Annotated in this window: 19 protein-coding genes; 14 read left to right on the forward strand and 5 right to left on the reverse strand. The window is 66.9% G+C overall.

Features of this window, described 5'->3' with window-relative positions; translation table 11 throughout:
- The first annotated feature begins 35 nt into the window (after window positions 1-35).
- The 12 genes from LGM71_RS03060 (at window position 36) to LGM71_RS03115 (ending at window position 13525) form a co-directional block, all read left to right on the forward strand.
- Entirely contained in the window at window positions 36-593 is a 558-nt protein-coding gene (locus tag LGM71_RS03060) for a hypothetical protein (protein WP_059599148.1), read from the forward strand.
- 265 nt (window positions 594-858) lie between these two features.
- Window positions 859-1548 (forward strand): ABC transporter permease, encoded by a 690-nt coding sequence (locus LGM71_RS03065; protein WP_226113980.1) that lies wholly within the window; start codon window positions 859-861, stop codon window positions 1546-1548.
- Window positions 1545-2258 carry an ABC transporter permease gene (locus LGM71_RS03070; RefSeq protein ID WP_059447650.1) on the forward strand — a complete coding sequence of 238 codons (714 nt, stop codon included), beginning with the start codon at window positions 1545-1547 and terminating at the stop codon, window positions 2256-2258. Before LGM71_RS03065 ends, LGM71_RS03070 begins: the two co-directional genes overlap by 4 nt.
- Window positions 2259-2279: 21 nt before the next feature.
- Window positions 2280-3080: an ABC transporter ATP-binding protein gene (locus tag LGM71_RS03075; protein ID WP_124611256.1), complete on the forward strand. Its 801-nt coding sequence runs from the start codon at window positions 2280-2282 to the stop codon at window positions 3078-3080.
- 21 nt (window positions 3081-3101) lie between these two features.
- Window positions 3102-4139, forward strand: a complete 1038-nt coding sequence (locus LGM71_RS03080; RefSeq protein WP_059599151.1) for a GlxA family transcriptional regulator — start codon at window positions 3102-3104, stop codon at window positions 4137-4139.
- 1009 nt (window positions 4140-5148) lie between these two features.
- Complete coding sequence (locus LGM71_RS03085) at window positions 5149-6381, forward strand: aspartate aminotransferase family protein (RefSeq protein WP_059683013.1); 1233 nt, start codon at window positions 5149-5151, stop codon at window positions 6379-6381.
- Between the two features lie 30 nt (window positions 6382-6411).
- Window positions 6412-7464, forward strand: coding sequence for an arginine/ornithine succinyltransferase subunit alpha (gene aruF, locus LGM71_RS03090; RefSeq protein ID WP_124623257.1), 1053 nt, complete (start codon window positions 6412-6414; stop codon window positions 7462-7464).
- Window positions 7461-8507 (forward strand): arginine N-succinyltransferase, encoded by a 1047-nt coding sequence (gene astA / locus LGM71_RS03095; protein WP_124623255.1) that lies wholly within the window; start codon window positions 7461-7463, stop codon window positions 8505-8507. The genes aruF and astA overlap by 4 nt, the downstream gene beginning before the upstream one ends.
- A gap of 7 nt (window positions 8508-8514) precedes the next feature.
- Window positions 8515-9978 (forward strand): succinylglutamate-semialdehyde dehydrogenase, encoded by a 1464-nt coding sequence (astD, locus tag LGM71_RS03100; RefSeq protein WP_151048763.1) that lies wholly within the window; start codon window positions 8515-8517, stop codon window positions 9976-9978.
- A gap of 14 nt (window positions 9979-9992) precedes the next feature.
- Window positions 9993-11333 (forward strand): N-succinylarginine dihydrolase, encoded by a 1341-nt coding sequence (gene astB / locus LGM71_RS03105; protein WP_226113982.1) that lies wholly within the window; start codon window positions 9993-9995, stop codon window positions 11331-11333.
- A 7-nt stretch (window positions 11334-11340) separates the two neighbouring features.
- Window positions 11341-12375 carry a succinylglutamate desuccinylase gene (gene astE / locus LGM71_RS03110; protein WP_226114241.1) on the forward strand — a complete coding sequence of 345 codons (1035 nt, stop codon included), beginning with the start codon at window positions 11341-11343 and terminating at the stop codon, window positions 12373-12375.
- A gap of 355 nt (window positions 12376-12730) precedes the next feature.
- A complete protein-coding gene (locus tag LGM71_RS03115; RefSeq protein ID WP_151048761.1) occupies window positions 12731-13525 on the forward strand; it encodes an ABC transporter substrate-binding protein in 795 nt (264 codons plus the stop codon).
- Between the two features lie 70 nt (window positions 13526-13595).
- Here the strand turns inward: LGM71_RS03115 and LGM71_RS03120 are convergent, their stop codons facing one another.
- Both LGM71_RS03120 and cdpA read right to left on the reverse strand, forming a co-directional pair.
- Complete coding sequence (locus tag LGM71_RS03120; RefSeq protein ID WP_226113984.1) at window positions 13596-15107, reverse strand: HDOD domain-containing protein; 1512 nt, start codon at window positions 15105-15107, stop codon at window positions 13596-13598.
- A gap of 27 nt (window positions 15108-15134) precedes the next feature.
- Window positions 15135-16874 (reverse strand): cyclic di-GMP phosphodiesterase CdpA, encoded by a 1740-nt coding sequence (cdpA, locus tag LGM71_RS03125; protein ID WP_218928994.1) that lies wholly within the window; start codon window positions 16872-16874, stop codon window positions 15135-15137.
- Between the two features lie 279 nt (window positions 16875-17153).
- Here cdpA and LGM71_RS03130 point away from each other — a divergent pair, with 279 nt between their 5' ends.
- Window positions 17154-17705, forward strand: a complete 552-nt coding sequence (locus LGM71_RS03130) for a peroxiredoxin (protein WP_059603363.1) — start codon at window positions 17154-17156, stop codon at window positions 17703-17705.
- A gap of 90 nt (window positions 17706-17795) precedes the next feature.
- On the opposite strand, the gene LGM71_RS03135 is transcribed toward LGM71_RS03130, so the two are convergent.
- On the reverse strand, window positions 17796-18425 hold the full coding sequence (locus LGM71_RS03135) for an NAD(P)H-binding protein (RefSeq protein ID WP_124623243.1): 630 nt from the start codon (window positions 18423-18425) through the stop codon (window positions 17796-17798).
- 254 nt (window positions 18426-18679) lie between these two features.
- Between LGM71_RS03135 and LGM71_RS03140 the strand changes: the two genes are divergently transcribed.
- Window positions 18680-20128 (forward strand): NYN domain-containing protein, encoded by a 1449-nt coding sequence (locus LGM71_RS03140; protein WP_226113986.1) that lies wholly within the window; start codon window positions 18680-18682, stop codon window positions 20126-20128.
- Between the two features lie 121 nt (window positions 20129-20249).
- Here LGM71_RS03140 and LGM71_RS03145 read toward each other — a convergent pair whose 3' ends face one another.
- Together LGM71_RS03145 and LGM71_RS03150 are read right to left on the reverse strand one after the other, a co-directional pair.
- Window positions 20250-20633, reverse strand: coding sequence for a VOC family protein (locus LGM71_RS03145; RefSeq protein ID WP_413226848.1), 384 nt, complete (start codon window positions 20631-20633; stop codon window positions 20250-20252).
- 94 nt (window positions 20634-20727) lie between these two features.
- On the reverse strand, window positions 20728-24036 hold the full coding sequence (locus LGM71_RS03150) for an efflux RND transporter permease subunit (protein ID WP_174907043.1): 3309 nt from the start codon (window positions 24034-24036) through the stop codon (window positions 20728-20730).

The following is a 24036-nucleotide window of genomic DNA, read 5'->3' on the forward strand; positions in this document are numbered from 1 at the left end:
CTTGCCGCGTGTTTTCTCGACGCGCATTTCTTCTGATGATTTTCCGTTTCCGGCTTCTTCCCGTGACGATGCTGGCCGCCGCGCTGGCGCTGACCGGCTGCGACGACAAGCAAGGCAATTTCGACGTGCAACGCATCAGGGACTTTTTCAACGCGATCAAGCCGGCACCGCTGCTGCTCAAGGGGCTGAAGGCCGGCGTATCGACCGAAGCCGACGTGCGCGCCACGATGGGCAAGCCCGAGACCGAGCGCGCCTTCACCGACGGCTCGAAGCGCCTCGAATATCCGCGCGGCCCGATGGGCAACCAGACCTGGTTCGTCGACCTCGACGCGAGCGGGCACTACACGGGCGCGACGCAGGTGCTGACCGCCGAGAATTTCGCGAAGGTGCGTCCCGGGATGACCGAGGACGAGGTGCGGCGCCTGCTCGGCAAGCCGGGCGACATCGCGCAATACCCGCTGAAGCCCGAGACGGTGTGGAGCTGGCGCTGGCTCGAGGACGGCGTGAACACCGACGCATTCTTTAACGTTCATTTCGGCCCGGACGGGCTTGTCTATACGACTTCGCGCTCCGACATCCTGAAGGGGCGGTGAGACCGGCTGCGGCGCTATATCGAAAAAGCGACCGGAAAATTGCAAAAAGTCCGCTTCCCTGCGTGTCATCCGACTGTCAGGAAGCGGCTTTTTCCCTTTTGAAACAGTAGCGTAGGCCGTGCCCGCAAATGGTGGGACGAATTGCTGCGGCGCAGCAATCGCGTGCACGGTGATTTGAGGCAATCAATTTCGCTTGCGACTATCCGCGTCAGCCCGGCGCGGAAAGGTATGCGCGCCGGTGTTCATATCAACACTGGAGACGCGCGTGTTCCTTTACGGCTTTGGTCCTGTTCTCTGGGCCGGCACCGTGCAGACCATCGAACTGTCGGTGCTGTCGCTCGCCGCCGCGGTGGCGCTGGGGCTGATCGGCGTGGTGGCGAAGCTGTCGCACAACCGGGTGCTGCGAGCGATCGCGACCGGTTATACGACGCTCATCCGCTCGGTGCCCGATCTCGTCCTGATGCTGCTGCTGTTCTACAGCATCCAGATCTGGCTGAACCAGTTCACCGACCTCGTCGGCTGGGACCAGATCGACATCGACCCGTTCGTCGCCGGCGTGCTGACGCTCGGCTTCATCTACGGCGCGTACTTCACCGAGACGTTCCGCGGTGCGTTCCTGTCGGTGCCGCGCGGCCAGCTCGAGGCCGGCGCGGCGTACGGGATGAGCGGCATGCGCGTGTTCGTGCGGATCATGTTTCCGCAGATGATGCGTTTCGCGCTGCCGGGCATCGGCAACAACTGGCAGGTGCTTGTGAAGGCGACCGCGCTGGTGTCGATCATCGGTCTCGCGGACGTCGTGAAGGCCGCGCAGGACGCCGGCAAGAGCACGTTCAACATGTTCTTCTTCATCCTCGTCGCGGCGCTGATCTACCTCGCGATCACGACCGTTTCCAACCTCGTGCTGATCCAGCTCGAGAAGCGTTATTCCATGGGCGTGCGGCACGCAGAACTATGATCGAGATCCTCCAGGAATTCGGCCAGGCGTTCCTTTACTGGGACGGCCAGCGCCTCTCCGGCCTTGCGGTGACGTTGTGGCTGCTCGTCGCGTCGATTTCGCTCGGCTTCGTATGCGCAGTGCCGCTCGCGGTCGCGCGCGTATCGAAGAAGAAGTGGCTTTCGATGCCGGTGCGGTTCTACACGTACGTGTTCCGCGGCACGCCGCTCTACGTGCAACTGCTGCTGATGTACACGGGCATGTACAGCCTCGAGTTCGTGCGGTCGCACTCGCTGCTCGACGCGTTTTTCCGCAGCGGCTTCAATTGCGCGATCCTCGCGTTCGCGCTGAACACCTGCGCGTACACGACCGAGATCTTCGCCGGCGCGATTCGCGCGATTCCGCACGGCGAGGTCGAGGCAGCGCGTGCTTACGGGATGTCGCCGTTCACGATGTACCGCCGGGTGATCCTGCCGTCGGCGCTGCGCCGCGCGCTGCCGCTGTACAGCAACGAGGTGATCCTGATGCTGCACGCGACCACCGTCGCGTTCACGGCGACCGTGCCCGACATCCTGAAGGTCGCGCGCGACGCCAATTCCGCGACCTACATGGCGTTCCAGTCGTTCGGAATCGCCGCGCTGATCTATCTTGCGGTATCGTTCGCACTCGTCGCGGCATTTCGCCGGGCGGAGCGCCACTGGCTCGCGTATCTCGCGGCCGGCCGTCATTGATTTCACTTCGAGGAGAGCCAGTTGGCCGAGATCACTCAAACGAGCGCGTCCGCTTCCGTCAAGCTTGCAGCGGTCGACATTCACAAGCGCTACGGCGACAACGAGGTGCTCAAGGGCGTGTCGTTGAACGCGAAGGCGGGCGACGTCATCAGCATCATCGGTGCGAGCGGTTCGGGCAAGAGCACGTTCCTGCGCTGCATCAATTTTCTCGAACGGCCGAATGCGGGGCAGATCGTCGTCGACGGCGAGGCGGTGCGCACGAAGACCGACCGCGCCGGCGCGCTCGAGGTTGCCGATCACAAGCAATTGCAGCGCATCCGCACGAAGCTCGCGATGGTGTTCCAGCACTTCAATCTGTGGGCGCACATGAACGTGCTCGAGAACGTGATGGAAGCGCCGGTGCACGTGCTCGGCATTTCGAAGAAGGAAGCCGAGGAGCGTGCGCGCGAGTACCTGGAGAAGGTCGGCCTCGCGCCGCGCGTCGAGAAGCAGTATCCGTCGCATCTTTCGGGCGGCCAGCAGCAGCGTGTCGCGATCGCGCGTGCGCTGGCGATGCATCCCGACGTGATGCTGTTCGACGAGCCGACCTCGGCGCTCGACCCGGAACTGGTCGGCGAAGTGCTGAAGGTGATGCAGAAGCTGGCCGAGGAAGGCCGCACGATGATCGTCGTCACGCACGAGATGGGTTTCGCGCGCAACGTGTCGAACCACGTGATGTTCCTGCATCAGGGGCGGACCGAGGAAGAGGGTGATCCGAAGGAGGTGCTGGTGCGTCCGCAGAGCGAGCGTCTGAAGCAGTTCCTGTCGGGCAGTCTCAAGTAACGCGAAGGGCGGGTTTCATACGTGGTACCGGTGTCTCGTCCCGCAGGCGCCACCCGCACGACGCAGGTGGTGATCGTTGCATTGCCGCCCGTGTCGATGTCGGGCGTGGGTCCGATCGTCGATGCGTTGCATCTCGCGAACGAGATCGACGGGCGCTTGCTGTATCGCTGGCAGGTGTGTTCGTGGGACGGGCGGCCGGTGCCGCTCGTCGGCGGGGCGCAGTGGCATGCCGATGCGGCGTTCAACGATGCGATCGCGTGCGACTGGCTGATCGTCGTGTCGGAGCGGTTTCAGCAGTTTGCCGACTACCGGTTGTTTCTCGCGAGTCTCGCGCGGGTCGGGCAGCGGACGCCGGTCGTGACCGGCATTCATCACGGCGTGTGGTGGCTTGCGATGGCCGGACAGCTTTCCGGATATCGCGTGAGCGTGAACTGGGAGACGTATCAGCAGTTCGCCGAGCAGTTCGAGCGGTCGATCGTCACGCAGCAGATCTTCGAGATCGATCGGGACCGCGCGACCTGCGCGGGTGGGCAGGCTACCGTGGATTTCATGCTGGCCATGATTGGCCGGGAACATGGGCCCGATCTCGGTGAGCGGATTGCCGATGCGCTCGGGGCCGGCACGCTGCGCAGCGGCGAGGAGCGGCAGCGGATTCCTTTCGTGACTGCGCCGGGCGAGCGGCATCCTCGGCTGAACGATGCGTTGCTTTTGATGGAAGCCAATATCGAGGATCCCCTGACGACCGACGAGATCGCCGGGCTCGTGGGCGTGTCGCGGCGGCAGCTCGAAAGGCTCTTTCGGCAGTATCTCGGGGCGATGCCCTCCAAGTATTACCTCAATCTCCGGTTGCTCAAGGCAAGGACGCAGTTGCAGCGCACGAGCAAATCGGTCGTGCAGGTCAGTCTCGCTTGTGGGTTTTCTTCTGCTGCGCATTTTTCCAATGCCTATCGGGAGCGGTTCGGCGTGACGCCACGCGAGGACCGGCGAGCCTGGCTCGAAAAGCAAACCGGGAGTGAGCCTCGCGGGGGGGCGTTGGTCGAGCGCGGGGCGAAGGATTGATTCTCGTGGGTTGCTCGCCGGTTGGCGTGAAGCACCTGTGATCGTGTCGGTCTATTAGCGTCGCCCCTGCGCGGGGCGGCGGTTACTTTTCTTTGTCTTGCCAAAGAAAAGTAACCAAAAGAAAGGCGCTGTGAAAACGCATGACCTCCCGGTGCCGTGGCCCACGAAGTGGCCCTCGCCTAAGTGTCGGCGCCAGTCAGGAAACCGGAGTGGTTCGAGCAATGGTTCTGACTCGTCGCACCACCCGACGGAGCGGTATACCGCCCGCTAGCTCCATCCTCGCTTCGCTCGGCTGCAAGGCACATTCCCTCAGGCAGCACTATCGAAATAATCCACGCCCAGAATCCGGGACGCATGCGATCCGCATCCCTTACTTCAGAAAAAGGGACGCACTCAACGCACATGCGGAAACGCGCGCCAGCATAGCGCCGCTGGCCCAGCATTGATGGCAGACGACCGGCCCGACCGTACAAACGGCGAGCGTGCCGGCCCCGGCAATGCTTCGCGAGTGGAAGCACATAAACGCAAACCGCGCGGCTTGAAGTACCTTGCAGCCGAGCGAAGCGAGGATGGAGCTAGCGGGCGGTATACCGCTTTGTTGTGTGGCGAGAGGTGTCAGAACCATTGCTCGAACCACTCCGGTTTCCTGACTGGCGCCGACACTTAGGCGAGGGCCACTTCGTGGGCCACGGCACCGGGAAGTCATGCGTTATCCGAGCGCCTTTCTTTTGGTTACTTTTCTTTGGCAAGACAAAGAAAAGTAACCGCCGCCCCGCGCAGGGGCGACGCTATTAGACCGACACGATCACAGGTGCTTCACGAAGAACGCGGGCGCACCACCCGAGAAGCCCGAAAATACCGCCACCCCCGAACCCCCCGCCGGGAAGGGCAAAATAGACCGAAGAAAAGCGCTTCCGATAGAACCCGTCGCAAATCCGCAAGACGCTTGCGTCACCCTTACCTAAACTTGATCCTGTTGAACCCTCTTACGAAACCGAAAGGAACGACCATGACGACCTCGACCGTGACCCGCCAGACATTCGATGAAGTGATGGTGCCGGTATTCTCCCCCGCGCCGTTCGTGCCGGACCGTGCAGAGGGCTCGCGCGTGTGGGACACGGCCGGCCGCGAGTATGTGGACTTCGCCTGCGGCATCGCAGTGACGTCGCTGGGCCACGGCCACCCGGAACTGCTGAAGGTCCTGGACGAACAAGGCCGCAAGCTCTGGCACATCGGCAACGGCTACACGAACGAGCCGGTGCTGCGCCTCGCCAAGCGCCTCGAATCGCTGACCTTCGCCGACCGCGCGTTCTTCGCGAACTCGGGCGCGGAAGCGAACGAAGCCGCGCTGAAACTCGCACGCCGCGTCGCATTCGACCGCCATGGCGCCGACAAATACGAAATCGTGTCGTTCGTCCAGTCGTTCCACGGCCGCACGTTCTTCACGGTCAGCGTCGGCGGCCAGCCGAAATACTCGGAAGGCTTCGGCCCGGTGCCGGCCGGCATCAAGCACCTGCCGTTCAACGACATCGAAGCCGCGAAGGCCGCGATCGGCCCGCAAACCTGCGCGGTGATCGTCGAGCCGGTGCAGGGCGAAGGCGGGGTGATCCCGGCCGATCCGGCCTTCCTGAAGGCACTGCGCGAAGCATGCGACGCGAACGACGCACTGCTGATCTTCGACGAAGTGCAAACGGGCGTCGGCCGCACGGGCCAGTTCTACGCGTACATGGACACGGGCGTCACGCCGGACATCCTCACGACCGCGAAAGCGCTCGGCAACGGCTTCCCGATCGGCGCGATGCTGACGACGAACGAACTGGCCGCACACTTCAAGGTCGGCGTGCACGGCACGACGTACGGCGGCAACCCGCTCGCGTCGGCGATCGCGGACAAGGTCGTCGAACTGATCGGCGACCCTGCACTGCTCGAAGGCGTGCGCGAACGCAGCGTCCGGCTGAAGGGCGCGCTGGAACGCATCAACGCACGCTTTGGCATCTTCAAGGACATCCGCGGCAAGGGCCTGCTGGTCGGCGCGGAACTCACCGCCGCATTCGACGGCCGCGCGAAGGACTTCGTCGCCGCCGCGGCCGAGAACGGCCTGATCATGCTGATCGCAGGCCCGAACGTGCTGCGCTTCGTCCCGTCGCTCGTGATCCCGTTCGACCTGCTCGACGAAGGCGTGAAGCGCTTCGAGAAGGCAGTCGAGCAGGTGCTCGCGGCCCAGGAAGCCACCGCGCGCTGATCGGCGCACCCATCGCAGACAGGAACGACGATGCTATTTGTTCGCCCCGGCAAACTCACGGATCTCGATGCGCTCGCGCACATGGCGCGCACCGCGCAGCCGGTCCTGCACTCGCTGCCGCACGACCGCGCGGCGCTCGAAGCGCGCGTGGCGCTCTCCGAGGATTCGTTTCGCGCGGACGTCGATTTCGCCGGCGAAGAGTTCTATCTCTTCGTGCTCGAGGATTCGTCGACGGGCAAGCTGCTCGGCACGGCGAGCATCGTGGCCGCGGCCGGCTACTCGGAACCGTTCTACGCGTTCCGCAACGACGCACTGATCCACGCGTCGCGCGAGTTGCACGTGAACCGCAAGATCCACGCGCTCACGATGTCGCATGAGCTGACCGGCAAGAGCCGGCTGGCGGGCTTCTACGTCGATCCGTCGCTGCGCGGCGACGCGGCCGCCCACCTGATCTCGCGTGCGCGGATGATGTACATCGCCGCCAACCGCCGCCGCTTCACGCCGGAAGTGTTCACGCTGCTGCTCGGCGTGAGCGACGACACGGGTGCATCGCCGTTCTGGGAAGCGGTGGGCCGCAAGTTCTTCGGCCGCAACTTCACCGACGTCGACATCGCGTCGGGCGGCCGCAGCCGCACGTTCATCGCGGAAGTGATGCCGGCGTATCCGCTCTACGTGCCGCTGCTGCCGGAAGCGGCGCAGCGCGTGCTCGGCGAGCCGAACGAAACGGCACTGCTCGCCTACGACATCCATCTCGAGGAAGGTTTCGAGCCGGACCGCTTCGTCGACATCTTCGACGCGGGCCCGGTGCTGACCGCGCAGGTCGACCGCACCGCATGCGTGAAGCACGGCGCGGAGCGCACCGTGCGCGAAGCGGCGCGTCAGCAGGGCGATGTCGCGTACATGGTGTCGACGGGCAGCGGCGAATCGTTCCGCTGCGTGCTGGCCGACCTGCCGGGCGACACGGCCGACGCGCCGCTGGCCGGCGACGTGCGCGCGGCGCTCGATGTGAAGGATGGTGATGTCGTGCGCTGCGTGCCGCTGCATCGCCGCGACGATGAAGAGATGAAGGGAGACGCAGCATGATCGTCGTTCGGGTCGTACAAACGGGCGACGTCGACGCGCTCGTGTCGCTCGCGAAGGAAACCGGGCCGGGCCTGACCACGTTCAAGCCCGACCGCGACGCGCTCGCCGCGCGCATCGAACGTACGCGTCGCACGCTCGACGGCGAGGCCGCGCCGGGCGAAGCCGGCTACTTCTTCGTGATGGAAGATTCGAAGACGGGCGACATCGCGGGCGTGTGCGGGATCGAGTCGCAGGTCGGCCTCGAACAGCCGTTCTACAACTATCGCGTGAGCACGGTCGTGCATGCGAGCCAGGAGCTCGGCGTGTGGACGCGGATGCACGCGCTGAACATCTCGCACGACCTGACTGGCTACGCGGAAGTGTGCTCGCTGTTCCTGAGCCCGCGCTATCGCACGGGCGGTGTCGGCGGCCTGCTGTCGCGCTCGCGCTTCATGTTCATCGCGCAGTTCCGCGACCGCTTTCCGGAACGCATCTGCGCGGAGCTGCGCGGCCACTTCGACGAGGACGGCACGTCGCCGTTCTGGCGCGCGGTCGGTTCGCACTTCTACCAGATCGATTTCAACGCGGCCGACTATCTCAGTTCGCACGGCCGCAAGTCGTTCCTCGCGGAACTGATGCCGCGCTATCCGGTGTACGTCGACCTGCTGCCGCAGGACGCGCAGGACGCGGTCGGCCTCACGCACCGCGACACGCTGCCGGCCCGCAAGATGCTCGAAGCGGAAGGGCTGCGCTACCAGAATCACGTCGACATCTTCGACGCGGGCCCGGTGCTCGAATGCCACGTCAACGACCTGCGCACGGTGCGCGAAAGCGTCGTCGTGCCGGTCGCGATCGGCGAGCCGGATGCGCGAGAGGATGCGTGGGGCGGCCATCCGCCGAAGTCGCTCGTGTCGAATACGTCGCTCGGCGATTTCCGCGTCGGCGTCGCGCCGGGCGTGGTCGCGAATGGCTCGTTCGTGCTGTCGGCCGACGATGCCGCCGCGCTCGACGTGAAGGCCGGCGATCCGGTCCGCGTGCTGCCGCTCAAAGTCAAACAGGGATAAACGAATCATGACGGAACTCTTCATCGACGGCGCCTGGGTCGCAGGCTCGGGCCCCGTCTTCGCTTCGCGCAACCCGGGCACCGACGCGATCGCATGGCAGGGCGACAGCGCATCGGCGGCCGACGTCGACCGCGCGGTCGCGAGCGCGCGTCGCGCATTCGCCGGCTGGTCGGCACTCGACTTCGAATCGCGCTGCGCGATCGCCAAGCGCTTCGCGGCGCTGCTCACCGAGCGCAAGGAAGCGATCGCCACCGCGATCGGCCGCGAGACGGGCAAGCCGCTGTGGGAAGCGCGCACCGAAGTCGCGGCGATGGCCGCGAAGGTCGGCATCTCGATCCAGGCGTACCAGGAACGCACCGGCGAGAAGCGCCAGGACATGGCCGACGGCGTCGCGGTGCTGCGCCATCGTCCGCACGGCGTCGTCGCGGTGTTCGGCCCGTACAACTTCCCCGGCCACTTGCCGAACGGCCATATCGTGCCGGCGCTGATCGCGGGCAACACGGTCGTGTTCAAGCCGTCGGAGCTCGCGCCGGGCGTCGCGCGCGCGACGGTCGAGGTGTGGCAGGAAGCCGGGCTGCCGGCCGGCGTGCTGAACCTCGTGCAGGGCGAGAAGGACACGGGCATCGCGCTCGCGAATCATCGGCAGATCGACGGGCTGTTCTTCACCGGCAGCTCGGACACCGGCACGCTGCTGCACAAGCAGTTCGGCGGCCGTCCGGAAATCGTGCTCGCGCTCGAGATGGGCGGCAACAACCCACTCGTGATCGGCGAAGTCGAGGACATCGACGCGGCCGTGCATCACACGATCCAGTCGGCGTTCCTGTCGGCCGGCCAGCGCTGCACGTGCGCACGCCGCATCTTCGTGCCGCAAGGCGCGTTCGGCGACCGCTTCCTCGCACGTTTCGCCGACGTCACGTCGAAGATCACGGCCGACGTGTTCGACGCCGATCCGCAGCCGTTCATGGGCGCGGTGATCTCGGCACGCGCGGCCGCGAAGCTCGTCGACGCGCAGTCGCGTCTGATCGAGCAGGGCGCGAAGCCGATCATCGCGATGACGCAGCGCGATCCGCGCCTGGGTTTCGTGAACGCGTCGATCATCGACGTGACCGGCGTGGCGAACCTGCCCGACGAAGAGCATTTCGGCCCGCTCGCGCAGATCGTCCGCTACGCGACGTTCGACGAAGCGATCGAGCGCGCGAACGACACGGCGTTCGGCCTGTCCGCCGGCTTGCTGGCCGACGACGCGACGGCATGGGACCACTTTCGCCGCACGATCCGGGCGGGGATCGTCAACTGGAACCGCCCGACCAACGGTGCATCGTCCGCCGCACCGTTCGGCGGCACGGGCCGCTCGGGCAATCATCGGCCGAGCGCGTACTACGCGGCCGACTATTGCGCGTATCCGATGGCGTCGGTGGAAAGCACCGAACTGACCTTGCCCGCGAGCTTGTCGCCGGGCCTGCATTTCTGATCGAGGGAACGACGATGAACGCACAAGAAGCCAATTTCGACGGACTCGTCGGCCCGACCCACAACTACGCCGGGCTGTCGTTCGGTAACGTGGCGTCGCTCAACAACGAGAAGTCGGCCGCGAACCCGAAGGCCGCCGCGAAGCAGGGGCTGCGCAAGATGAAGCAGCTCGCGGATCTCGGCTTCGCACAAGGCGTGCTGCCGCCGCAGGAGCGCCCGTCGCTGCGCCTGTTGCGCGAGCTCGGCTTCTCCGGCAAGGACGCGGACGTGATCGCGAAGGCCGCGAAGCAGGCGCCCGAATTGCTCGCCGCGGCGAGCTCGGCGTCGGCAATGTGGACCGCGAACGCGGCGACCGTCAGCCCGTCGGCCGACACGAGCGACGGCCGCGTGCACTTCACGCCGGCCAACCTGTGCAGCAAGCTGCATCGCGCGATCGAGCACGAAGCGACGCGCCGCACGCTGTCGACGCTGTTCGCCGATCCCGCGCACTTCGCGGTGCACGAGGCGCTGACGGGCACGCCGGCACTCGGCGACGAGGGGGCCGCGAACCATACGCGCTTTTGCGCGGAATACGGCCAGCCGGGCGTCGAGTTCTTCGTGTACGGCCGCGCGGAATATCGCCGCGGCCCGGAGCCGAAGCGCTTCCCGGCGCGCCAGACCTTCGAGGCGAGCCGCGCGGTCGCGCATCGCCACGGTCTCGCCGAGACGGCGACGGTCTATGCGCAGCAGGATCCGGACGTGATCGATGCAGGCGTGTTCCACAACGACGTGATCTCGGTCGGCAACCGCGACACGCTGTTCACGCACGAGCGCGCGTTCGTCAACAAGCAGGCGATCTACGACACGCTGACCGCCGCGCTCGACGCACGCGGCGCACGGCTGAACGTGATCGAGGTACCCGATGCGGCCGTGAGCGTGAACGACGCTGTCACGTCGTATCTGTTCAATAGCCAGCTGCTGTCGCGCGCGGACGGCTCGCAGGTGCTCGTCGTGCCGCAGGAGTGCCGCGAGAACGCGAACGTTGCCGCCTATCTGGACCAGCTCGCGGCCGGCAACGGGCCGATCCGGGACGTGCTGGTGTTCGACCTGCGCGAAAGCATGAAGAACGGCGGCGGCCCCGCGTGCCTGCGCCTGCGCGTCGTGCTGAACGAGGCCGAGCGCGCGGCCGTCACGTCGAACGTGTGGATCAACGACACGCTGTTCTCGTCGCTCGACGCGTGGATCGAAAAGCACTATCGCGACCGTCTCGCACCGGAAGACCTCGCCGATCCGACGCTGCTCGACGAATCGCGCACGGCGCTCGACGAACTCACGCAGATCCTGCGCGTCGGATCGCTGTATGACTTCCAGCGCTGAGTCCGGCATGCCGGGCGCTGCGCTGCTCGACGATTTTCTCGCGTTCACGCTCGCGGGCGACGCGCCGCCCGTGAAGGACGGCACGTGCGCGGACGGTGCGGTGCGCTGGCAGTGGCTCGGCGACGGGCTGCTCCAACTCGCGCCGGCTTCGGCCGATGGGGCCGGCGACGCGTCGAGCGTGCTCGTGTCGGCCGGCGTGCATGGCGACGAGACTGCGCCGATCGAGCTGCTGTCGATGCTCGTGCGCGATCTCGCGGCAGGCACGCTGCCGCTCGCGTGCCGATTGCTCGTCGTGCTTGGCAACGTGCCGGCGATGCGCGCGGGCGAACGCTATCTCGACGACGACCTGAACCGCCTGTTCAGCGGCCGTCACGCGCAAGTGCCCGCGAGCCGCGAGGCGCCGCGCGCGGTGCAACTCGAAGCGGCGGCTGCCGCGTTCTTCGCGGCCGCGCCGGCGGGCGGTGCGCGCTGGCACATCGACATGCACACGGCGATCCGCGCATCGGTGTTCGAGCAGTTCGCGCTGCTGCCGCACACGGGCACGCCGCCGACCCGCGCGATGGTCGAATGGCTCGGCGATGCGCGCATCGCGGCCGTGCTGCTGCATAGCGCGAAGGGCAATACGTATTCGCATTACACGGCCGAGCATTGCGGCGCGCACGCGTGCACGCTCGAACTCGGCAAGGTGCGGCCGTTCGGCCAGAACGATCTGTCGCGCTTCGCGTCGGCCGATCATGCGGTGCGCAACCTCGTCTCGGGCGCGCCGCGCGACGTCGACCCTCCGCCGTTGCCGCGCGTGTTCACGGTGATCGACCAGATCACGAAGCAGAGTGACGCGCTCGAGCTGTTCGTCGCGGCCGACGTCGCGAACTTCACCGCGTTCGCGCGCGGCACCGTGCTCGCGCAGGACGGCGACTACCGCTACACGGTGCAGCACGACGAGGAGCGCATCGTGTTTCCGAATCCGACCGTGAAGCCGGGTTTGCGCGCGGGCCTGCTCGTCGTCGACACCACGCGCGAGACGCTCGCCGCACTCGTCTGACGGAAGACCGGCGGTGCGCGGCTACGGCGATCCGTCGCCCGCGCATCGTCCGGCAGCATCCCCGAAGTGCGTCGACGCCCGCATGCCGTGCAGACGGCCCGCGCGTCGCGCCTTGCGTATTTGCGACATCGTCTTGCAAGTTCGACGGCGCATCCGGTCGTCATCGCGCATGCAGTGCAGCATCGTGTGCCGGCGGCCGCTTTGCCGTATCGGGCCTCGCGGATTGGTACAATCGCGGCCTTGCGGCTGTTGCGCCGCATCAAGGCGCGGCATCGGCATTGTGGTTGTCATCCGACCCTGCAATGATGCATGCGCCCGTAGTTCCGGAACATTCGAGTATCGAGGAGAACACCTGATGAAGTTGGATTGGCGTAAAGTGGCCGCGCACGCGGTAGTGGCGGCATCGGCCGTGGCGGCAGGCAGCGCGATGGCTGCGGATCCGAAGGAGATCCGGTTCGGCGTCGAGGCCTCGTACGCGCCGTTCGAATACAAGACGCCCGACGGCAAGCTGACCGGCTTCGACATCGACATCGGCAACGCGGTGTGCGCGAAGCTGAAGACGAAGTGCGTGTGGGTCGAGAACGACTTCGACGGCCTGATCCCCGCGCTGCAGGCGCGCAAGTTCGACGCGATCAACTCGGACATGACGATCACCGACCAGCGCAAGCACGCGATCGCGTTCACCGATCCGATCTACACGATCCCGAACCAGCTGATCGCGAAGCAGGGCAGCGGCCTGCTGCCGACCCCGCAAGCGCTGAAGGGCAAGCGCGTCGGCGTGCTGCAGGGCACGATCCAGGAAGCGTACGCGAAGAAGAAGTGGGCGCCGGCCGGCGTCGACGTCGTGCCGTACCAGACGCAGGACCTGGCCTACGCGGACCTGAAGTCCGGCCGTCTCGACGCGACGTTCCAGGATTCGGAGGCGGGCTCGAAGGGCTTCCTGTCGAAGCCGCAAGGCCAGGGCTTCGGCTTCGCCGGCGGCACGGTCAGCGATGCGGAGATCCTCGGCTCGGGCGTCGGTTTCGGTCTGCGCAAGAACGACGCGGCGTTGAAGACGGCGCTCGATCAGGCGCTGAAGGAACTGAAGGCCGACGGCACGATCGACAACCTCGCGAAGAAGTACTTCAGCGTGCCGGTCACGCTCAAGTAAGCGTTTCGATCCGTCGCACGATGCAGCCGGCCGCTTTCGCGGCCGGTTTGCTTTTGGGGCACCACTTGCGTTACGCGGGGAAGAACCGCCCCAGTTCCCGCGCGAGCTCGTTCAGCACGCTCATCTCCTGCTGCGTGATCTTGCGCGCCGGCTGCGCACCGGCCCAGTCGCCGTACAGCAGGCCGACGGTCTTCGTGCCGACGCGTACCGGCAGCAGCACGAACGCGCGCGTGCCGGGAAGCGCATTGAGATACCACGCGGGCAGGCGCTTCACCATCTTCGGGTCCTGCGCCTGCTCGATGAAGATGCCGACCGAGTTCGTGATCGCGAGATGGAACACATCCGGCTCGAAGCGCTCGTCGAAGCACAGCCGGTCGAGCGCCGCGTCGACGTCCTGGCCGAAGCCGAGCCGCGCGGCGAACGCGCCGTCTTCACGGCGCACGAACATCACGGTGCGCGTGAACGCGAGGCCCGCGAGCAGGCTTTCCGACGCGAGTGCGAGCACCGGCGTCAGCACGTGTTCGGACGGCAGCGCGCGCAGGTCGGCGAGGCCGGCCTCGAGGCATGCCTCGGGATCGGGCTGCGCCCGCGCGATCGCGTCGGCGTTCGCGCGCAGCTCGACGATCTCGCGCATCACGGTGTCGCTCGCTTCCTCGCTTGCGAGCCGGTCGGCGATTTCCACCAGCGCGTCGGCGTCGATGTCCAACTCCTGCGCGTAGTGCTGCGCGAGCGCCGCGATATGCGCATCGCGCTGCGGGCCCGCGGGCATCGCGAGCGCACCGGCGACGTCGGTCGAGCAGCGGCTCACCGCGCGCAGCCAGCGCACGCGCTCGGGGCTGTCGTCGGCGCAGGCGTCGCGGGGCCGCTGGCGGTCTTCGTCGATGTCGTCCTCGTCGAGGCCGGCGGCGTGTGCGCTACCGCCGTCGCCGTCGGCCATGCCGGCGCGGATCACGTCGGGCAGTCGCCAGCTCGCGGCGGCCTCGAGACCGATCTCGTCGAAGCCGACGCCCAAGACGTCGACACACGCGGCCGCTTCGTCGCCGTTCAGCTCGGCGGCGCGGCGCCGGATCCGGTCCCACTCGCTGTCGAGATAGCACACCACCAGCAGCTTGCCGACCTGACGCATCAGCGTGCAGACGACGGCTTCCTCCCCGCCGCGCAACTCGGCATGCTCGGTCAGCTTGCGGGCGACGCAACCGGACAGCAGTGCGCGGTTCAGCTCGAGCTTCGCGTCGATGCGGCGCGGCGTGCTTTGGTGGAAATGGTCGACGAGCTTGAGCCCGACGACGAGATGGCCGACGGTGTCCATGCCGAGCACCATCAGCGCCCGCGTGACGGTCGTGATGTTGCCGCCGAACGCCATGTACATCGCGGAATTGGCGAGCCGCAGGACTTTCTGCGTGAGCGCGAAATCCGACAGCACGACGCTCACGAGCGCGGTGAAGTCGAGATCGTCGTTCTTCATCGCGGCCATCGTCGCGCGTAGCGACTCCGACAGCAGCGGGAAGTCGCCCCGTTCGTTCATCCGGGCCCACAGCTTGTCGAGCAGCGCCGTGCGGGGCAGGTGTGCGGTGATTGACATACGGATGTATCCGGTTCGCCGCGCGCGTCAGGCGGCGTGCAGGCGCAACTGCTGCGCCTCGAAGCGCCGCGCGAGCTCCTCGGACGGCAGCGCCTGACAGACGAGCCAGCCCTGGATGTGGTTGCAGCCCATCTCGGTCAGCAGCTCGCGCTGCGCCTCGGTCTCGACGCCTTCCGCGACGAGCTCGAGATCGAGCGTTTGCGCGAGGCCGACCACCGCCGACACGATCGCGCGGTCGTTGCGCGACGTCAGCAGGTTTTCGACGAAGCTGCGGTCGATCTTCAGCTTCGCGAGCGGGAAGCGCTGCAGGTACGCAAGGCTCGAATAGCCGGTACCGAAATCGTCGATCGCGAAGCGGATGCCGAGCGCGGTCAGCTCCTCGAGCAGCCCCTTCGCCTGGACGGGATCGTGCATCAGCAGGCTTTCGGTGATTTCCAGCACGATGCGGCGCGGGTCGATGCCCGTCAACGCGATCGCCTCGCGCACGCTTTGCGTGAAGCGCGGGTCGCGGAACTGCTGCGGCGACACGTTGACCGCCACATACTGCAGCGCGAGCCCCTGGCGATCCCAGGCGACGAGCTGCATGCACGCGGCCTTGAGCACCCAGTTGCCGAGATAGTTGATGAGGCCGATCGATTCGGCGAGCGGAATGAAGGTTGCCGGCGGCACGAGGCCGTGCACGGGATGACGCCAGCGGATCAGCGCCTCGACGCCGTCCACCGCACCCGACTGGCTGCGCGTGATCGGCTGGAAGTGCAGCGAGAACTCGCCGTTGCGCACGCCGTCGTACAGGTCGGCCTCGAGCTTCAGTCGTTCCGCGTCGGCCGGATCGTCGACCGGCTCATGGAACGCGAGCGCATTGCCGCCGGACGCCTTTGCCTGCGCGAGCGCATGGTCGGCGCGGCGCAGCAGCGGGCTGTGATGCTGCGCGCGATGGTGTGCGGCGCGTTCGTCCGGGTACAGCGCGATGCCGATGCTCGCGGACAGGTGGACGGTCTGCCCCTGGTAGGCGTAAGGCTCACGCACCGCGGCCTGCAGCCGGCGCGCGAGCGCGTCGGCGGCATCGCTTGCCCGCGCGCGGTCCGGCGCGGTGAACACGATCGCGAACTTGTCGCTCGCGACGCGCGCGAGCTGCTCGCCGGGCGCGACGAGCGCCTGCAGCCGCTGCGCGGTGTCGCGCAGCAGCGTGTCGCCGGCGTCGTAGCCGAGCGCGCGGTTGATGCGCTGGTAGTCGTCGAGGTCGAGCAGCAGCAGCGCCGCGCAGGTGCCGCTTTCGTCGGCGGCCTGCTGCGCGCGCATCAGCGCGGGCACGAGCGCGGACAGATTGTCGAGCCCCGTCATCGGGTCGTGGTGCATTTCGTACGTCAGGCGCGCCTCGAGCGCACGCCAGGCCGACACGTCGAACGCCGCGATCGCGAAGCCATCGACGCCGTGGTGGCGGCTCTTGAACGCGCGGATCTCAACGTCGAGCGGGTAGGTGAGCGACTTGACGATGCACATCGTCGCCTTTTCGACCTGGCCGGAACGCGCGGCGCGCGCAAGCAGACCTTCGAGCGCCGCGGTATCCTGTTCCGCGATCAGGTCGCGCAGCGTCAGCGTGTGCAGGTAGTCGCGGTGATAACCGATGAAGCGCAGGCTTGCGTCGGACACGTACAGAAAGCGCAGCTCGCGGTCGACATGGGCGAGGAAATCCACCGTGCCGACCGTCTGTTCCAGCCAGTTGCGCACGGTGTCGTCGCGGCGCGGCGTGCCGGCGCGTGCAGGCATCAGCGCGCCGCCCGACCAGGCGAAGCGGCGCAGCGTATGCAAGGCGTTGCGCCAGGAGCCCTTGCGTGGCGTCTGTTTCCTGTTGGCTTCCATGTATCTCGCTGACGTGAAGGGCTGGAACCGGCTGTCCGGAAGGAATAACGGCAGACCAGGCGGAATCTTTAACCGGTCGGCCGCGGCTGGCGTTGCCGCCGGACCGGGTCATGCACACTGGCGTTCGACAGGCGAACGCCAGTATGGCCTACATCGAGGCTGACTTTATAAGAAATGAGGACGCAGATGAAGCGAAAACTGTTGGTGGGCGCCGCGGCGGCGCTGATGGTGGCCGGCCATGCGCTGGTTGCGCAGGCGCAACTGAAGCCCGGCGACACGGCGCCCGACTTCACGACGCAGGCGTCGCTGGGCGGCAAGACCTACGCGTACTCGCTGGCCGATGCGCTGAAGCACGGGCCGGTCGTGCTGTACTTCTACCCGGCGGCGTTCACGAAGGGTTGCACCATCGAGGCACATGCGTTCGCGGACGCGGTCGATCGTTACAAGGCTTACGGCGCGACGGTAATCGGCGTATCCGCGGACAACATCGACACGCTGACGAAGTTTTCGGTGAGCGAGTGCCGCAGCAAGTTCCCGGTCGCGGCCGATCCGGACGCGAAGATCATCCGCGAATACGACGCGAAGCTGCCCGCGCTCGATCGTGCGAACCGCGTGTCCTACGTGATTTCACCGGAGCGGAAGGTGCTGTACGAATACACGAGCCTGTCGCCCGACAAGCACGTCGAGAACACGCTCGGCGCGGTGAAGGCGTGGGCCGACGCGCATCCGAAGCAGTAAGCCGGAGGCAGCAGGCGCGCAGTCAAGCGGCCCGCATCGCGGGCCGCCGGCACGACGAAATGCGCCGCCCCGTGGCGGCCCGGGCGTGTGTTACGCGCGCAACGCCTGTTCGATCGGCACGCTGCCGCCGACGAAACCGACGACCTTGCGTGAAATGCCGAGCTTGATCGCCTCGATCGCGGCCCATGCGACATCCTGGCGCGACACCGGCGGCGCCGAGTCGAGCGGTTCCTCGGTCAGCGCGATCTTGCCGACGCCTGGCCCGTCCGCGAGCGGGCCGGGGCGCAGGATCACGTAATCGATGCCCGACGCGATCACGCGCTCGTCGCCTTCGCGCTTCATCTGCGAGTAGTGGCGCAGCGCGTCGCCGCTGCGCTCCGGCCAGTAGGCGCTCAGCGAACTGATCACGACCAGCTTCTGCACGTTGTAGGCGAGCGCATGCTCGGCCGTGCGGGCGACCGCGTCGCGGTCGATCTGCTCCTCTTCGGCGGCGCCTTCCGATTCCGCCGAGCCGGCCGCGTAGATCACGTGCGAGATGCCCTGGAACGCGTGCGAGAAATCGCCCGTCAGATCGGCCTCGACGACCTTCGCGCCCGGCAGCGCATAGCCATGCCGGCGCACCAGCGCAGTCACCTCGAATTCCGGCTGCTCGAGCAGCAGATCCGCGCAGGCCCGACCCGTGCGGCCGGTCGCGCCAATCAGCAATACCTTCGTCGTCATGAAACCGCTCCTTGCGCGATGCGTCATCCTCCCAGATAGGGACGGACGACCGATACTCAAGTGTATGTCGATTTGGGGCGGCGGCGCGCGGGTAATTGGGGCTGCACCACTCCGTAACGGCCGGCGCTGCAACCCGTTATCCGCGCGGTCGCGCGCATGGATGGCGGAATCGACCCGCCGACCGGCTATCATGTGCGCGATGCATTCTTCGCCGCTACGCAATACAACGCGGCGACCAACCGGTTGGAGTACACATGGCATTACCCCTGGACAACGTCAGCATGGCCGTGTTCTGCGACTTCGAGAACGTCGCGCTCGGCGTGCGCGACGCGAAGTACGAGAAATTCGACATCAAGCCCGTGCTGGAGCGGCTGCTGCTGAAAGGCAGCATCGTCGTGAAGAAGGCGTATTGCGACTGGGAGCGCTACAAGGGCTTCAAGGCGTCGATGCACGAGGCGAGCTTCGAACTGATCGAGATTCCGCACGTGCGCCAGTCGGGCAAGAATTCGGCCGACATCCGGCTCGTCGTGGACGCGCTCGACCTCTGCTACACGAAGTCGCATGTCGACACGTTCGTGATCATCAGCGGCGACTCGGATTTCTCGCCGCTCGTGTCGAAGCTGCGCGAGAACGCGAAGAAGGTGATCGGGGTCGGCGTGAAGAAGTCGACGTCGGACCTGCTGGTCGCGAACTGCGACGAATTCATTTTCTACGACGACCTGGTGCGCGAGCAGCAGCGCGCGCTGGCGAAGCGCGAACAGCAGCGCACGGGCAACGGCGGCGCGAAGCGGCCCGACGAGCCGTCGCGCAAGCCGGAGCTGGAAGCGCGCCGCAGCGAGGCGATCGCGCTTGCGGTCGAGACCTTCGATGCGCTGGCATCGGAGCGCGACGACGTCGGCAAGATCTGGGCGTCGGTGCTCAAGAGCGCGATCAAGCGCCGCAAGCCGGACTTCAACGAGTCGTATTACGGTTTCCGCGCGTTTGGCAACCTGCTCGACGAAGCGCAGGCACGCGGCCTGCTCGAAGTGGGCCGCGACGACAAGTCGGGTGCGTTCGTGTCGCGGCCGCGTCAGCCGGCCGTGGCCGAACCGGTGATGGCGCACCGCGATACGGGCGGCGCGCACCACGGTCACGGCGGACGCCACGCGGAGCCGGCACCGGCCGAGCGCGGGTCGCGACGTCGCGGGCAGCGCGCGGAAGCGGCCTCGCCTGAACGCGAGCAGGTCGACGTGGAGGAGGCTATCGTCGACGTGACGAGCGAGGCGGCGAGCGTGCCGGCCGAAGCAGCCGAAATGACCGAAGCGGTCGAGACGCACGGTGACGCGAAGGATGGCCGCAAGCGCGCGCGCAAGAGCACGGCGAAGAAGGCCGGTGCGAAGAAGGGCGCCGCCGCGAAGCACGGTGGCGACGCACGCGCGGACGGCAAGCACGCCGAAGCGGCACATCGCGACCCGGAGCATGGCGACGACCGCCATGTTGCGGCGCAGCATGCGGCGCCGACGGCTGGCGGCTACGTCGCGGGGGCACCCGCCGCGCAGCCGTCGCACGACGCAGCACCGGCCGTACCGGCGGCCGAGCCGGCCGGGGAAGCGGTTGGTGAAGGAGCTGGTGAAGCAGCCACCGGCACCAAGCCGAAGAAGCCGGCTCGCAAGACGGCGACCCGCGCGCGTCGTCCGCGCAAGACGGCGGCTGCCGCCGAGTAACGGTGGCAGGGCGGGGGCCGCTGTCCGACGCGACGGCGCTACCCCCACCCTCGGTCGGGCGCCGGGTGCCCGTCGCTCGTGCCGTCACGTCGGCCGGCGCAACGCCGGCCGATGCGTTCCGTTATCCGTTCAGCACATACGGCTGGGTCATCACTTCGAGGAAGTGACCGTCAGGATCGTCGAAATACACGCCGCGGCCGCCGTTATGGCGGTAGATGTCATCGGGCTGCCGCTTGGCCGGATCGGCCCAGTGCGGCAGCCCTCGCTCGCGAATGCGCGCATACACGCGATCGAAGCCGGCTTCGTCGGTCAGAAATGCATAGTGCTGCGCCGTGATGTCTCCCGCCTTCTCGTAGAAATCGAGCGACACACCGTTGTCGAGCTGGACGACCAGCATCGCGCCGAATGGCGTCGGCGCCGGCAGTTCCAGAAGCTCGGTGAGAAAGCGGCTCGACGCGTGCTTGTCGCGGCACCAGACGATCGTATGGTTCAGCTGGACGTTCATGACGGGTCCCCGGAACGGGGCGCGAGGATGGGCATGGACACACGATAGCCGATTGCGGCCGGTGTGCAAGCCCGTCGCTCGTGCCGTTACCCGCTTACTCGCCCGCCACCGCCGGTCCGCCCGAATTGCCGCGCCGGTTGCGGCGCTTCTCGCCCCACACGCGGAACCGATCCATGTACAGGTAGACCACCGGCGTCGTATAGAGCGTCAGCACCTGCGACATGATCAGGCCGCCGGCGATCGCGATCCCGAGCGGCGCGCGCAGCTCGGCGCCGTCGCCGTGGCCGAACGCGAGCGGCAGCGCGCCGAGGAGCGCCGCCATCGTCGTCATCATGATCGGCCGGAAGCGCAGCAGGCACGCCTCGTGGATCGCATCGAACGACGACTTGTTGCCGTTGCGCGTCTGGTCGATCGCGAAGTCGACCATCATGATCGCGTTCTTCTTCACGATACCGATCAGCAGGATCACGCCGATCAGCGCGATGATGCTGAACTCGGTCTTGAACAGCAGCAGCGCGAGCAGGGCGCCCACGCCGGCCGACGGCAGTGTCGACAGGATCGTGATCGGGTGGATGTAGCTCTCGTACAGGATCCCGAGCACGATGTAGACGGCCAGGAGTGCCGCGAGAATCAGGATCGGCTGGTTGTTCAGCGACTGCTGGAACGCCTGCGCGGTGCCCTGGAAGCTGCCGACGATCGTCGGCGGCACGCCGATCTGCGCCATCGTCTGGTAGATCACCTGGGTCGCCTGAGACAGCGACACGCCCGGCGGCAGGTTGAACGAGATCGTCGTCGCGACGAACAGCCCCTGGTGGTTGACCGACAGCGGCGTCGTGCTCGGGCCGAAGGTCGCGATCGCGGAAAGCGGAATCATCGTCGACTTCGACGTCGACACCGCCGCGCCCGACGACGCGCTCGACTTGCCGCTCGACGCGATCGAGTTCAGCGCCTGGTTGCGCGCGGAATCGGACGCGATCGCCGCGGCGCTGGTGGCGGCCGTCCCGGCGCTCGACGTGCCGGCCGAGGTCGCGACGAAGGTGCCGGCCGCGGCGTTGGTCGTCTGCGAGCCGTTCGCGCTGCCTCCCGACGTGCTGATCCACACCTGGTTCAGCATCTCCGGGCTCTGCCAGTATTTCGGCGCGACTTCCATCACGACGTGGTACTGGTTCAGCGGGTTGTAGATCGTCGAGACCTGGCGTTGGCCGAACGCGTCGTACAGCGTGTTGTCGATCTGTGCGGGCTTGATGCCGAGCCGCGCGGCAGTTGCGCGGTCGATCGTCACCATCGCTTCGAGGCCGCCTTGCTGCTGGTCGGAGTTCACGTCGGTCAGCTCGGCGCGCTTCTGCAGCGCCTCGGTCAGCAGCGGCCCCCACTTGTACAGCTCGGCGCTCGAATCGCCGAGCAGCGTGAACTGGTACTGCGCATTGCTCTGCCGGCCGCCGACGCGGATGTCCTGCGCGGCCTGCAGGAACGTGCGCGCACCAGCGACGTCCGCGAGCGGCTTGCGCAGCTGCTGGATCACCTGGTCGGCCGACAGCTTGCGCTCGGTGCGGTCCTTCAGCGTGACGAACATGAAGCCCGAGTTGGTCTGCGTGCCGCCGGTGAAGCCCGCGACGCTCTTCACGTTCGGGTTCGCCTGCACGATCCGCATCATCTCGGAGAACTTCAGCTTCATCGCCTGGAACGACGTCGACTGGTCGGCCTGGATGCCGCCGATCATCAGCCCGGTATCCTGCTGCGGAAAGAAGCCCTTCGGCACGACGATGTACAGGTAGACGTTCAGGCCGATCGTCGCGAACAGGATCAGCAGGACCAGCAGCGGACGGCGCAGCGCCCACGACAGCGTGCGCTCGTAGCCGCGCTGCATCCGCGTGAAGAAGCGCTCGAGGAACCGGCCGAGGCGGCCTTCCTCCTGCACCTCGTGCGACTCGCGCAGCAGCCGCGCGCACATCATCGGCGTGACGGTCAGCGAAACGGCGAGCGACACGCCAATCGCGAGCGACAGCGTCAACGCGAATTCGCGGAACAGGCGCCCGACGATGCCGCCCATCAGCAGGATCGGCAGGAACACCGCGACGAGCGAAATGCTCATCGACAGCACGGTGAAGCCGACCTCGCGCGCGCCGTCGAACGCAGCCTGCAGCCGCGGCTTGCCGTTCTCGATGTGACGCGTGATGTTCTCGAGCACGACGATCGCATCGTCGACGACGAAGCCGGTCGCGACGATCAGCGCCATCAGCGACAGGTTGTCGATCGAGAAGCCGAGCAGGTACATCGCGCCGAACGTGCCGATGATCGAGATCGGCACCGCGACGCTCGGAATCAGCGTCGCGCGCCAGTTGCGCAGGAACAGGAATACGACCATCACGACGAGGCTCACCGCGATCAGCAGCGTGCGTTCGGTGTCCTTCAGCGACGCGCGGATTGTCGTCGAACGGTCGAGCACCGGCGTCACCGTGATGTCGGCCGGCAGCGACGCGGTGAGCTGCGGCAGCGCCGCGCGCACGCGGTCGATCGTCTCGATGATATTCGCGCCGGGCGAGCGGTAGAGGATCACGAGCACCGCGCGCTTGCCGTTCGACAGGCCAAGGTTGCGGAGGTCCTCGACGCCGTCGACGACCTCGGACAGGTCGGACAGCCGCACGGCCGCGCCGTTGCGGTAGGCGACGACCAGGTCGCTGTACTGCGACGCCTGCGAGGCCTGGTCGTTCGTATAGAGCTGATAGTGCTTCGGGCCGAATTCGATCGCACCCTTCGGGCTGTTCGCGTTCGCGGATGCGAGCGCGGCCCGCACGTCCTCGAGGCCGATTCCGTAGTGGAACAGCGCGTGAGGTTCGAGCTCGACACGCACGGCCGGGTTCGCGGAGCCGCTCACCGACACCTGGCCGACCCCGTCGATCTGCGACAGCGACTGCTGCAGCACCGTCGACGCGGCGTCGTACAGCTTCGCGGGCGACGACGTTTCCGATGTCAGCGACACGACCATGATCGGCGAATCGGCCGGGTTGACCTTGCGGTACGTCGGGTTGCTTTTCAGTGATGCGGGCAGGTCGGCGCGCGCCGCGTTGATCGCGGCCTGCACGTCGCGCGCGGCGCCGTCGATGTCCCGGTTCAGCCCGAACTGCAGGATGATCCGTGCGTTGCCGACGGTGCTGGTCGACGTCATTTCGCTGACGTCGGCGATCGAGCCGAGGTGCCGCTCGAGCGGGCTCGTCACGCTGGTCGCGACCGTCTCGGGACTCGCGCCGGGCAGCGACGCCTGCACCGAGATGGTCGGGAAGTCGACCTGCGGCAGCGGCGACACCGGCAGCTTGATGAATGCGAACAGGCCCGCGAGCGCGACGCCGAGCGCGAGCAGCGTCGTCGCGACCGGGCGGGTGATGAAGGGACGCGACAGGTTCAT

Source organism: Burkholderia sp. AU33545 (genome assembly GCF_020419685.1).
Taxonomy (GTDB): domain Bacteria; phylum Pseudomonadota; class Gammaproteobacteria; order Burkholderiales; family Burkholderiaceae; genus Burkholderia; species Burkholderia diffusa.